The sequence below is a fragment of the Nocardia sp. NPDC055029 genome (assembly GCF_053608525.1).
On sequence record NZ_JBSGVQ010000042.1, the window covers coordinates 18186 to 30600 of the forward strand.

Genomic DNA, 12415 nt, shown 5'->3' on the forward strand with positions numbered 1-12415 from the left:
AGTTCAGACCAGGCCCCCGACCATCAGGTCAGGGGCCTTCTCGTTTCTCATGGCAGCAGCAGACCCCAGTACAGCGCCCACAGCGTGAACCCGACGCCGCCGCAGACCACCAGCGCCCAGCGGGTTCGCGCCCCCGTGCCCGCTCCGGCGAGCATCCGGTCCCGACGGACTACGACGAAGCCGAGCGCGACCACCGCGCACACCGCGATCAGCTGCAACGCCACCCAGGACAGGGTGCGCCCGAACAGCAACGGGCCGAACGAGGTCGCCCGGGTCGAGGCCACGTAGAACAGCTGCGCGACCGTGCCGACGATGCCGATCCCCGCTGCCGCCAACAGAATTCGCGCGGGTAGGGCGTTCGGCAGGCGCCAGGCTCCGGCCACGCCGGTCAGCGCGTACCCGGCGAGGGCGAGCAGGGTTCCCGCCAGCAGTGCCAGCTGGGCGGCGGTCGACTCCCACCACGCCAGCGGGGTCAGGGGTGACACCGAATGCCCTTGCACCGCAGGTTCATCCGCCTGTCCGACAGCGGAGCCGGGCAGCCCGTTCACCCAATTGCCCATCAGCTGGGCGTAGCCGGGAGCCAGCTGCTCGCCCCTGTCGAATCCGTCGGTCGTCGTGAAGCCGCCGTGCTGGGCGTCCGGCAGGGTGCGCAGGGTGTAGTTCGTCTTGCCCGCGCGATCGAAGGTCTCCTGGAAGCCGCGCAGGCTGTCGCCCGGCGGAGTCAGCCGGTCCTTGTCACCCCAGATCGCGAGTACCGGTTGCTCGATCCGTGCCAGCACCGGCAGCGGATCGAAGTCGGCCTGCGCGAACTGACCCGCACCCGCGATCTGCCGGATTCCATTGCGCGCCAGCAGATCTATCATCGATCCGCGGACGCCCGCCGCCGCGAATCTGGTCTCGTTGGCCCAGGTCTGCTGCGCAGCGGGCGCACCGGAGTTGGCGCCGATGGTGATCAGGAAGGCGACATCGGCCGAGCGCGAGGTGGCGAGCGGGGCGACCCAGCCGCCTTCCGAGAGTCCCCAGAGACCGACCTGCGCGGGGTTCACCTCGGGCCGATTCCGCAGTGCGGCGATGCCCGCCAGCGCGTCGTCGGCGAGCAGGGAGAAGTCGCGGTGGGCGGGGGTGTAGTCCTCGGTGCGCTTCTCGTAGTGCAGCGCGACGATGCCCTGCCGAGCCAGCGCCTCCGCGACCTGGGCGTATTGGGGGCTGCGGGCGGTGCCCGAGCCGTGGACGAGCACGACGCCAGGTCTGCCGGTGGCGCCGGCGGGTGCGTGGATCGTGCCGGTTGTCGTCGTCCCGTCGGAACGGGTGAAGGTGATGTCGGTAGTGGTCAGGTCGTTCGCGTGCGCGAGCGGGGCGCAGATCAGCACTGCGGCGAATACGCTGGTGGCCAGGACAATTCGAAGAAGCATGATCTACTCGCTGTTCATCCCCGGCGCCGGGAAGGCGATGAATCGGGTGAGTACCCGGCGCGCCCCCGGCCTGCCCTCGGCGTGCGTGGCCTGGAAGCGTTTGAGCAGTGCGAGATAGTCCTCGCAGAAGGCGTCGAGTTCCTCCCGGGTCGCGTAGATCGCGCCGCGCGAGAACGGCATCACGTCGGCCCAATCACCCAGCTCGGCGCGCTCGGCCCGGTACCGCTGGAACATCTCGACGTCATCGGCGATGTGCTGCGCGACAAGACCTTCCAGCAGCTCACGCATTTCCGGCGACTGGTCCTTGTCCATCCGGTACCGCAGATCCTTCGGCGGCGACCGCCACCACCGCTCCTTCCCCTTGGCCAGCTCGGGCGCCTCCTCGATGAAGCCGTGCTCGGCGAGCTGGCGCAGGTGATAACTGGTCGCACCGGTGTTCTGGCCCAGTTGGGCACCCAGCGCCGTCGCCGTCGCCGGGCCCTTCTCGGCCAGTGCGCGCAGGATGCGCTGCCGGAGTGGATGCGCGAGCGCGCGGAGAGCGGCGGGATCGGTGATCTCCCTGGGCGGTACTTCGTCGGCCATACTTGCACAGTACCCTTTGCAAAGAGTTCCCTGCAAAGACAATTGTGCAACCTCCGACGGTAATGCTGGAGCCCGCTACGGACACCTCGCCACCCACCCTCCTCGACGGCCCCGCACAGAGCAAAGGCCCTTCCCGGAATCCTGGAAAGGGCCTGTCACGTTGTTGCCGGCCCCACTACCTGGCGGCGACCATCGACCAGCTGTAGTAATTAGCGATGCTGCGAGGCGCCACCGTCGCCACCGGCGTCCCCGTGCAGTCCGGTGTCGAGAACACCAGAAGCGTTCGGTCGCTTCGATTCTCGTAGGTCACCTCGCGCGGGAAACCACTCGCCCAGCATCGGTCCAGGTTCTCGATCATCCCTGTACCGTCGATGATCGCCCATTGACCCTCCGACGACCCGGTCGGCAGCGGCATCGACGACCCGGAAGGCACCGGAAGAGGAAAGGCAGCGGCCGAGGGGGCACCAACTACCGCGGCGGCGATGGCCACAGCGCCGACGAAAGACATGCTTCCACGCTTCATGAACCCGATGCTACAAAGATTCGCGAACACTGTCGTCCCCCAGAACTACCGTCACGGCCACGCAGGCATCTACTCCCCGCGAGACCGTCTGGCCCCTCCTCGGCGGCCCCCGCACAGAGCAAAGGCCCCTCCCGGAATCCGGAAAGGGCCTTTGACCTTGGAGCCGCCTGGGGGAATCGAACCCCCGACCTTTTCATTACAGAAATCACCTGCTACCAGAGGCAACTGAAGACCACAATCGACAACCCATAAATTGCTCCCCACCTGCACAAACAGGCAGCATAGACAACCATTGACAACTCAGACATACGTTCGACGACGACGTACAGCAGGCGAATAAGTTGGGAGATAGTTGGGGACCCCATGCCCACCCGGTCCGCGTGTCGGGGATGGGACACGCCGTCACCTTCTACCGGCTAGCTAACTCCCGGCAATGGGCCAGGGGGCAAACCCCGGAGGGGTGCGGCAGCTTCTCGAACGGGGGCGGCGAGGCGAGCGCACGCTAGAGGGCAGCGGTCGCAGTGCGCCGCATACCTCCGCATCGATATTTATCGTTTCCTGCTATATAACCGTCCAGGTGAGGCCGTGGAGTCCGCGTCGCCCGGGTGTCCCCGTAGCGCCAGCGGAGGGGGCACCCTAGGGCGGCGCGTTCGCGCTCTTGATGTTGTAGAGAGAAATTCGGCAAAGCTTCTCACCTGATACTCACAGAACTACCCAACTGGGTTACCGGCTACTTCTTCTTTTTTCTGTTCATCTCCGGGGACCCAGTTCCTTCCTTTCCCCGTATTCCCTTCCCTCTCAACAACCCATTCCCAAAGCTGCCCAGAACCCTCAGACCACACCAAAGGAATGCACACACTCACGCGTGACGCGCCCGGGCGACACCTCCCGCGACTCGCTGACCTCACTCGGCCTTCCAAACCTGGGCACGGAAACGGCCCGGCAGGAAATCCCTGCCGGGCCGTGCGCGTCACTGATCGTTCAGCCGATACCCAACTTCTCCATGGCCCAGTCCGCCGCGCCGCTGTCGTCGGTCGCAGCGAACTTGCGCGTGTAGTACAGCGGTGGTGTCACCCAGCGGATCGACCTCCACCCGCGATCGGGGCGGACCGCCCACCCTCCGTACTCGCGCCAGAGCGGAAAACCGGGCCGGTCACTGCGGTACAACCGCCGGTCCCGCACGGCGACGACCCGGCGGCGCAGCCACCGATACGAGCGGGTCGCAACGTGTTTCATCTCGCACGTCCTCAGCAGGTGATGATTCTGGGCGCTGACGGGAAATCGGTTTGCGTCGTCGTCCCATCCGGCGCAGTCTCCCATATCGTGGCGACACCCTTCCACGCTCCGTCCTCGCAGTCTGCGTATGCCGCGATATTGCGCCGAGGTGCAGGGGCCTGCTCCGAGGAATCGTGACCCCGCGTCACCCAGTCGCCGCCCCGCGACTTGTACCGCACGGTCAACAGGATCGAGAACACCGCCGGGGGCGTGGAGCATTCGGCGTATCCGCCGCCGATCACCGAGTCGTGCTGGGTGTAGACGGTGCCGGTGACGAACGTGAACGTGCACGACGGCGCGGCGGCGGCTGCGGTCCCGGTCCCTGGGCTGGTGATCAGTACGAGTGCGGTCGGTAGGGCGGCGGTGAGGGTCTTGAACTTCATCGTGTCTCCCCTGGTCGGTACTCGGGTGTGGGCTGTGTGGTCGCGTGAGCGGAGATCAGTGCGCGCAGAGTCGAGACGGTCGCGGGGTCGTCGGGGGTGAGGATGTGAGCGTCGAGCTGGGCGCGGGTGATCCATCCCGCGTCCAGCAACCGATCCACGAGTTGAGTCAGTTCTCGGGCCGACGACTCTCCCGTCTGCGATCTGCTCGGCTGTGCGTGGCCCGTCCGCCAGCGCGGCAAGGGCGGCGATCTGGGCGTGGGCGAATCCGCCATGAAGTCGTGAATACTGTTGCACCACAACCAGTTACGCTCCTTCTGCTTGGCGGGGTGCGGGCAGGGCGGGGCCCCCCGAAGGCTGCAGATGTGCTGGGTCCGAGCCTCCGGGGGCTCCCTCCTTCACTGCCGCGCCGTGCCGGTCCGGGGGTGTCGACCGGGTGCGGGCGGGTGAAAGGCATTCAGGTGGTTTATGGGGTGTTGCCCGTGGTGGTGGCTGTCAGGGCAACAGGTACAGCCGCTCGGTGGGCAAGCGCGGCAACCCTGCGCAGAGTCCGGACACCACCGCGACGGTGCAGGGTCGGCGCGCGCCGACTTCCTGAACGAACACGAGTGCAGCGGTGAGGCACGCGGCGAATTCGATTCGGACAGTGGCGAATTGGACGAGAAGCCGGATGTCGGGTTCCTCGGGGCACGGCGAGGCGGGCGGGGGTTTCATCGGGGTAGCGCTGCTCGTTCGGCGGTGGTGAGGCAGTGGCGTACGCAGTCGAGTACGGCGGTGCCCGAGGGGCGGTATTTGGTGGTCGGGGTCGAGACCCAGACTCGGGCCAGTTGGTGGTGTTCGGGTATCGGAGTCGGTTGCGGGGGTCGTGGTGAGGGCAACCCAATGTCGCCGTCTCGGATGACGACGACGCGCGCTCGGAACAGTCGGGCGAGGTCGGAGGGGTCGCGGCTGGCGCGCAGATCGCTGCGGATGAGAAACGTCCACATGTGGGCTCGGGGGTGTCCGATGATGGGCAGGGTGCCGCCGTGTCGGTCGCTCTCTGTGCGACGCTCGAGTTCGGTCCTGACTGCTAGGGCGAGGTCGGTCGGCATCATCACTGCCCCGATCATCGCCGCGCGCATGGTGATCCGGCCGGTCTCGGGGTCGATGACGGCGGGTAGCCCGCACTCGCGCCGGTAGAACAGGCATCGGGTGTGTGGTGTGTCCGCCTGCGGGGTGGGTTGTGTGTGGGTCACGGTGCCCCTTGGGGGTGCGGGTACTGCCGGGCGTTCGGGGTAGCTAGCCGGTGCCGGGCGTCAGGATTTGGCGATACTCGTTATGAGGGCGCGGCCGTCGATGTCACGGGTCGTGACGGTCTGGGCGAAGGTGTAGGCACCGGCGATGTGGGTGGGGTGGTACTCGGTGACCGTGACTTGCCAGCGGTGGGAATCCGCGGTGAGGTCCAGCCTTCTGATATGGACGCAATGCCGGGTGTCGGCCGGTACGGCGTCGATGCCGGTTTGGAGTCGGGCATCTGAATCGCCCCCTGCCTCTGGTGCGAGGAATCGGCGCGCAAGGGCTGCTGATCGCTGCACGTAGTAGACGTGCTGGAATCCCAAGATCGCGGCGGGGCCGTTGTCGGTGCTGCCGGGTCCTGATCCGGTGACCACCCCGGCAGTGTGCTCGTCGCGGCACATGAACTCGGTGGCGTGCGCGGGCGGGGAGGTCAACACCGCGACCGTCGCCACCGTCGCGGCCACTGCTGCGAGCGTGCACAACACGGTCAGTGCGGTCCACCGGGCACGGCTCGAGAGTGGTTGGCGGGAAGATGATTTGAAGGTGGCATACATGCGAGTTCGGTTCCTTGTTGAGGTGATTTCGGGAAGTGCGGGCAAGGCTGGGGTTGCCCCGGAGATCGCGACATCGCTGGGGAGTCGATCTCCGGGGCCGCCTTCGCGCGGCCGAGCCGGGTGAGGGGTCTCATGTCCTCACCGGGGGCAGGCGTGAAGGTCATTCAGTTGGTCGGGAGTCGCCTGCTGATTTACAGGTCAGGCAGGCGGGGCTGTACCGGGGCGCTCATAATGTCCGCCGCTTCGGTTCCCACCGATCGAGCGCGGCGAGCAGCCGCCGTATCACTTCGGGCGGCGCGACTTCTACCGGGTGTGGTCGTTTCGTGTGCGGCGTGCGCTGGGGCAGTGTCACGGGTCCCCCTGTGGGTGTCAGGTCAGAGCGCCCACCGCCGCAGAGCTTTCGCCATCGTCCCGCAGCTCGCTGCGCCCGATGTGCCGAGCAGCGTTGCCCGGCATACCCCGGCGGTGGGGCTGAGACCAAGCTTTCCGCCTACCAGTGCCAGGTAGAACCGTTCTTCGGCTACAGCGCGTCTACAACTCCATCGCACGGCTACCGTGTGTTGTATGGAATCCGGCCCACCCCCCGCAGTCGTCGGGGCACAGCTCCGCGCGGCCCGCGAAGCAGCGGGGTTCAGCCTGACCGAACTAGCCGACCGAGTGCATTTCAGCCGGGCAGCGCTAGGCCACTACGAGACCGGGCGGCGCGTCCCCACCGCCGATGTCCTGGCGGAGTACCGACGTGCATGCGGCCCGCTGGACGCGGTAACGACAGCCGAAGCACTAGGCCGCGCCGACCTGGACCGGCGGGGGTTTCTCCGCTCCGCTGCCTACAGCGCCTCACTCGCTGCCACCGCCCTACTGCCGATGCCCGAACACGCACGCCTGTCCGCCATCGGTGACGGCACCGGCACTGGCGCGGCAGACGTGGCGGCGGTACGCGGCGTGACCGATGCCCTGCTCCGATTTGATGAAGTACGCGGCGGCGGGTCCGGGCGTCTCGCCATGACGGCTTTTCTGTCGACCGACGTTTCCGCCCTGCTCCGGTCCCGATTCGCCGACGCTCACGTTCGTGCCGAAGCATTCAGCGCGGCATCGGAACTGGCCTACGCGATCGGGTTCAGTTCCCACGATGTCGGTGCGGACGGGGCAGCGCTGCGGTACTTCCTGACCGCGCTGCGATTGGCTGAGGAATCCGGCGTGCCCGGTCAGGATGGTTTCGTGCTGCGAATCATCGCCTTGCACGCGGGCGACGTGGGCATGCCGCAACACAGCATCGAGCTGGCCGAGCGCGCGGTATCGCGGGCACGCGGTCATGTCGACGTGGAGGCGATGGCGGTGTTTGATGTCGCGCTCGCTCGGATGTACGCCGAAGGCGGAGACCATCGCGCGGCGCGGGACACACTGCGCAGGATTGAACCGTGGCTCACTCCGACCACGGCGACCGAACTCCCGCGCTGGCTGTCGCTGTTCTGCCCGAACAAGGCATCGGTCAGCCGCCAGGCATCGAAGGCTTTCGCCGCACTCGGTGATCTCAATGAGTCCGAGCGGCAGTTACATATGAGCGCGGCTGCCTGGAACCCGGAGACACACACCAGGATTCGCGCGCTGAGCGAGATCGAAACTGGACTACTGCGCTGGAAACTGGGAAGGCACGAAGACGCGGCCCAACTGTGGCGGGCGGCGCTGCCTGTGGTGGCCGGTGTGGACTCGGACCGCACTCGCAAGGCGGTGGCGAAGGTCGCTGCGGTTGCCCCGGAGGTCACGATCACGGCCTGACCGCCCTTGCCAACAATGAAACTGATCAGTCCCCCTATCCATGCGGGCGCAGTTTAAACCGATCATTTTTGAGATATCAAAACTGGATCAGCTAAGGGCTTTGACCGAGCTGTGCCGTTGTGCATCGTCGTTGGGAATACTGGTCTGCGCGCGCATGTTTCGGCACTCGGCGTGCTCGAGTGGTGCTCCATACGTGTCGCGGAAAAGTTTTTGACGCAATTTGCGGCACCTGAGAAATGGCCGAATTCGGTTGCCCGCCAATAGATTTGGTACAACTTAACCATTCAACGGTCAACCCCGAGCCTTATGCACACTTGAGGTGTGCTTGACCTTGGCGGATGTGCCTGGATGATGGTAGTAGGCGTGATTCGCCGCGAAGGTTGGGGGCAACCTGACGAATCGCGCCGACTCGCTCTGAACGTGTAGCGGGAACACGGACAGAGCAGCGCGACCCTGAACCAGGGTGGCGTTTCGTTTCGGCCGTCGTGCCATTCTCCCGGTGCCTCGGCCTCTGACTAGACAGAGAGGCCACTGATGATCAACCAGACTCCGAGTTGCTGATTCGCGGCTGCCCCCTCGTGCGACCGAGGGGACAGCCTGAACGAAACAAACTCACGCGAAACCACGGGCTTCCGACCCATCGCGAGAGTCCCCATTCCATTCACGCAGAGACGGGCTCTGCCATGTCCAGAGTAGTCGAAAATTGGCTGTGGTACCGCCCCGTCGCGTGTTCTGACCTTGAAAGAGGGTGGCCGTGATGGCCGTCAAAGACACCAACGAGACGCCCGAGTTCCGGCGCAACTTCCGATTCCACCCGGCATTCGCCGACTTCTATGCCCGTGGGTTGTACCAGGTGGGACCGGTTGTGCCGGACACCGAATACACCGGTGATCCGTTGCGGCCTGGGCCTCAACGCCGTGATCCGGTGACTCACGAGCTGGTCTGGAAGATCGCGGTTCTCGATCCGGCGGAGAAAAATCCGCGCCGCAAGGCGTATGAGGTGATGTTGCTGTCCAACACCGAGCCGGTGCCGACAACCGGGGAGATCGGACCGGACATGCGTCCGATCGAGCTGACCGGGTTGATCGTCACACCGCGTGTGGCCGGACAGGGTGAGTTCAAGTACCTGTCCTGGGTTGTTCGCGCCACCGGGTACGCCCCGGGGCCGCGTACAGGGTCGGGTCCGGTCAAGTCCAGCGACTGACCACAACTCCCCTCAAGAGGTGCGGCGGTGACAGGTCCCCCCGGGCAGGTCACCGCCGCACCGCCTCTGAACCTACCGGCGCGGGCGTGCGCGGGTTTGACGACTATTCGATCGGACAAATTGTGATGGCTCGTTCTGATGACTTCTACCGAAACCAAAAACCTTCCACGGCCGGTGACGTACTCGGCTTGGACCTGATGGAACTGTTCGAGAAATCGGTGATGCTCGCCCTACGAATCATGTTGTGGGCGTTGCTATTTCCAATTCTGTCGGTGCCGATCGCTGGCGCGGTCGCTGCCGGGTACTGGTGGGGGTGGCCGGTCGGTGTCGCGGTCGGCGTAGTCGCGGTGTCGGGGTGGGGGGTGTGGGCGTGGGCCTGGCCGACCTCGTGGCAACGGTGGGTGAGCGGGCGGATACGGACCAAACATCGGGTGTGGTGGTCCTACCGGCGTCGTTGGTCGCAACTGGTCGCCATGCACGGACTGTCGAGCGTGCTCGATACCGAGGTGAAAACGCCGTACCTGACATCGGTGAAGTCCGGCCCGGCCGCCGACATCCTCGAAATCAAGATGCTCGACGGGCAGAGGCTCGAGGACTGGTCCCAGCAGGCCGACGCGCTCCGTCATGCCTTCGGCGCGGTCGGGGTCCGGATACGGCTGTTCAAACCGGGCTGGATACGGCTCGAGGTCGTACACCGTGACACCCTCGCCGAACCGATCCCGTTGCCGCGCGCCGATCCGAAAACGGTCGATCTCAACGCGTTGTCGGTCGGTGTGACCGAGCTGGGGCAACCGTGGACGGTGCGCCTTCTGGGCAACCAGGTGATGGTGGCCGGTGCGACCGGGTCGGGCAAGGGGTCGGTGGCGTGGTCGCTGCTGGCCGCGTTGGGTCCCGCGATTCGTGACGGGTCGGTGGTGGTGTGGGTCATTGATCCCAAAGGCGGACTCGAATTCGGTTATGCCCGTGACTGGTTCGCGCGATTCGCGTCCTCGAGTGGTGCGGAGGCGTTGGCGATTCTCGAGGACGCGGCGAAGCTGGTTCAGTCGCGGGGTGAGAAGTACATGACCGCTCGGGCGCGCACGATCACTCCGTCTGTGGATGAGCCGTTGGTGTTGCTGTTGATCGATGAGGCGGCGAGCTTGACCGCGTACTACACCGATCGCAAGATCCGTGACGCGATCACCCGGTGCCTGGGGGTGATCTTGACCCAGTCCCGCGCGGTCGCGGTTCCGGTGGTCGGGTGCTTGCAGGACCCCAGCAAAGAAGTACTCGAGTTGCGCCAGCTGTTCCCATACCGGGTGGGGTTGCGGCTGCGTGAGCACACCCAACCCGACATGGTGTTCGGCAAGGGCGGGCGCGACCGGGGCGCGTTGTGTGACGAGATCCCCGAGAACATGCCCGGTGTCGGGTTTGTCGAACACGAGACCTCGACCGAGATCACCCGTGTCCGTGCCTACTGGGCCACCGATGACGATATCGATTGGATCATGGCGACCTTCCCACCGTTGCCGCGTAATCCGGATGGAAAACCGTTGTACGGCAAGCAATTTGGTTCCGGTGACGGGTGGGCCGAGTTATGACCGGCAACGATGCGCGGTTGGTACTGGACTCCGGCCGCGCCGATGAGGCCGAAGCGGGGTTGCGGCTGCGGATGCCCTCGTTCGACGCTGTAGCGATCGCGGCAGCCGAACAGCACGGGGTGTGTGTGCGGCCGATGGTCCTCGAGCGCACCGACACCGAGACCGGGGCGCGGGAGCTGGTGCCGGTGCCGTGTGGGCACACCCTCGAGGTGGTGTGTGGTCCGTGCGCGCGCCAGGCCAAACGGGTGCGTGCCCAGCAGTGCCGGGTGGGTTGGCATCTGGACCGTGAACCGGAGATACCGCGTGCGCGACCGTCGTTGGATCATGTGTCGTTGATGGTGTACCGGGCTGATCTGATGGCGACGCTATCCGAAGGGGTCGACCATGAAGCCGCGGAGCTGGTCGCCGAAATCGGGTGGGCCGACAACCAACTCAAAGCGCTCGGCACCGCCGGGAAACCGCCGGCTGATTCGGAAGGCACCGATGCCGGCTGCGATCCCGCCGACAACGACAGCGGCGCCACTGAGACCGGCACCGGGTCTGGCACCGGGGTGGGGCGGGGTCGTTCTACCCGTCGCCGACAAGACATCCCGGACCTGCCGCGTCTGCCTGTTGATGACCGCACGATCGGTGGTGCCAACGCTGACGGGTCGGCGCGGGCGTCGATGTTCGTCACGATCACGATGGACTCCTACGGCAAGGTCCATCGCGAGGACTCCACCCCGATCGATCCCGAGAGCTACGACTACGCGCGGGCGGCATGGGATGCGATCTGGTGCGCGCGGGCGTTCTCGCGCTGGATTCAGAACCTGCGCCGTGCGATCGGCTGGAACATCCAGTACTTCGGGGTGGTCGAACCCCAGAAACGGGGTGCGCCGCACCTGCACATCGCGTTACGCGGTCTGGTCGATATCGAGCTGATCCGGCGGGTGACCGAGGCGACGTATCACCAGGTGTGGTGGCCGCGCCCGAAACACCTGCTCTACGGCGGTACTCATCTGCCGGTGTGGGATCGCGAGCAGAAGACCTTTGTCGATCCGGTCAGCCGGATGTCGTTGCAGTCGTGGGGCGAAGCGATGGAATCGACCTGGGCTGAGGATGCTCAGCCCGCGCACGTCGCTCGTTTCGGTCGGAAGGTGGACGCGCGCCGGTTGGTGGGTGGGTCGGACAAGGCCGAACGTGGCATCGGGTATCTGTGCAAGTACCTGACCAAATCGGTCTCCGACATCCTGGAGGCGAAAACCGCTCGGCAACGGGGCCATTACGCCCGCCTACACGCGACGCTGCGCCAGACTCCGTGCTCGGAGCGGTGTTCGGTGTGGCTGCTCTACGGCATCGTCCCCAAAGGCGCGACAGCGCGTACCCGGCCTGGGCAGTGCAAGGGGCGCGCGCATCGCCGCGAAAACCTTGGCTTGCCCGGCAATCGGGTGTTGACCTCGGAAAAGTGGACGGGCAAGACAATCGGGGACCACAAGGCCGATCGGATGGAGTTCGTGCGGGCGACGCTGGCCGCTGTCGGCATCGAGAAGCCACGACCGGACCTGCGCCGCTACACCTGGTCGAAGGTCAGTTCGGGTACCCGGATTCCTCAGCGCGGGTTCTTGCTGCTCAAAGCTGTTGCGCAACGGCGGGAATGGCGTGCGGAGTATGACCGGGCGGCGCTCGCGGTCGGGCTGCCACCTCCGCAGATGGAGAACAACCCCCCGCACATTCAGCAAACTATCAGCAACAATTCTGCTGTTGACCAGCGAGGAGACGGCCGTGTCTGCTGATCCGGCACCGCTGATGCCACCGGTTCGGCGGTGGGTGCCTACCAAGGATGCCGCCGCGCACATCTGCGTTCACCCAGAAGTC

At 65.8% G+C, this 12415-nt stretch carries 12 protein-coding genes and 1 pseudogene; 5 read left to right on the forward strand and 8 right to left on the reverse strand.

Going from position 1 to position 12415, the window contains the following annotated elements; genetic code table 11:
- Positions 1 to 47 precede the first annotated feature (47 nt).
- From ACWF9G_RS28505 to ACWF9G_RS28540, 8 genes are all read right to left on the reverse strand, one after another.
- Positions 48 to 1412, reverse strand: coding sequence for an alpha/beta hydrolase family protein (locus ACWF9G_RS28505; RefSeq protein ID WP_452519059.1), 1365 nt, complete (start codon positions 1410 to 1412; stop codon positions 48 to 50).
- Between the two features lie 3 nt (positions 1413 to 1415).
- On the reverse strand, positions 1416 to 1994 hold the full coding sequence (locus ACWF9G_RS28510; RefSeq protein WP_452519060.1) for an ArsR/SmtB family transcription factor: 579 nt from the start codon (positions 1992 to 1994) through the stop codon (positions 1416 to 1418).
- Between the two features lie 175 nt (positions 1995 to 2169).
- Positions 2170 to 2484 carry a hypothetical protein gene (locus tag ACWF9G_RS28515; protein ID WP_379308412.1) on the reverse strand — a complete coding sequence of 105 codons (315 nt, stop codon included), beginning with the start codon at positions 2482 to 2484 and terminating at the stop codon, positions 2170 to 2172.
- A gap of 1014 nt (positions 2485 to 3498) precedes the next feature.
- Positions 3499 to 3753 carry a hypothetical protein gene (locus tag ACWF9G_RS28520; RefSeq protein WP_452519062.1) on the reverse strand — a complete coding sequence of 85 codons (255 nt, stop codon included), beginning with the start codon at positions 3751 to 3753 and terminating at the stop codon, positions 3499 to 3501.
- A gap of 11 nt (positions 3754 to 3764) precedes the next feature.
- Positions 3765 to 4175 carry a hypothetical protein gene (locus tag ACWF9G_RS28525; RefSeq protein WP_452519064.1) on the reverse strand — a complete coding sequence of 137 codons (411 nt, stop codon included), beginning with the start codon at positions 4173 to 4175 and terminating at the stop codon, positions 3765 to 3767.
- On the reverse strand, positions 4172 to 4333 hold the full coding sequence (locus ACWF9G_RS28530; protein WP_452519066.1) for a hypothetical protein: 162 nt from the start codon (positions 4331 to 4333) through the stop codon (positions 4172 to 4174). Before ACWF9G_RS28530 ends, ACWF9G_RS28525 begins: the two co-directional genes overlap by 4 nt.
- 549 nt (positions 4334 to 4882) lie before the next feature.
- On the reverse strand, positions 4883 to 5407 hold the full coding sequence (locus ACWF9G_RS28535) for a DNA-directed RNA polymerase subunit beta (protein WP_452519068.1): 525 nt from the start codon (positions 5405 to 5407) through the stop codon (positions 4883 to 4885).
- Positions 5408 to 5467: 60 nt separating this feature from the next.
- Positions 5468 to 5911 (reverse strand): hypothetical protein, encoded by a 444-nt coding sequence (locus ACWF9G_RS28540; protein ID WP_452519069.1) that lies wholly within the window; start codon positions 5909 to 5911, stop codon positions 5468 to 5470.
- 654 nt (positions 5912 to 6565) lie between these two features.
- Between ACWF9G_RS28540 and ACWF9G_RS28545 the strand changes: the two are divergent.
- The 5 genes and pseudogenes from ACWF9G_RS28545 to ACWF9G_RS28565 all read left to right on the forward strand — a co-directional run.
- A pseudogene (locus tag ACWF9G_RS28545) lies at positions 6566 to 6739 on the forward strand (helix-turn-helix domain-containing protein); the annotation flags it as partial.
- Positions 6740 to 6943: 204 nt separating this feature from the next.
- On the forward strand, positions 6944 to 7777 hold the full coding sequence (locus tag ACWF9G_RS28550) for a hypothetical protein (protein ID WP_452519118.1): 834 nt from the start codon (positions 6944 to 6946) through the stop codon (positions 7775 to 7777).
- A 757-nt stretch (positions 7778 to 8534) separates the two neighbouring features.
- Positions 8535 to 8981 (forward strand): hypothetical protein, encoded by a 447-nt coding sequence (locus ACWF9G_RS28555; protein ID WP_452519070.1) that lies wholly within the window; start codon positions 8535 to 8537, stop codon positions 8979 to 8981.
- Between the two features lie 272 nt (positions 8982 to 9253).
- The gene (locus ACWF9G_RS28560) at positions 9254 to 10561 is read left to right on the forward strand and encodes an FtsK/SpoIIIE domain-containing protein (protein WP_452519072.1); all 1308 of its coding nucleotides are present in this window, start codon (positions 9254 to 9256) and stop codon (positions 10559 to 10561) included.
- 71 nt (positions 10562 to 10632) lie between these two features.
- Positions 10633 to 12333 carry a replication initiator gene (locus tag ACWF9G_RS28565; RefSeq protein ID WP_452519112.1) on the forward strand — a complete coding sequence of 567 codons (1701 nt, stop codon included), beginning with the start codon at positions 10633 to 10635 and terminating at the stop codon, positions 12331 to 12333.
- The last annotated feature ends 82 nt before the right edge of the window (positions 12334 to 12415 follow it).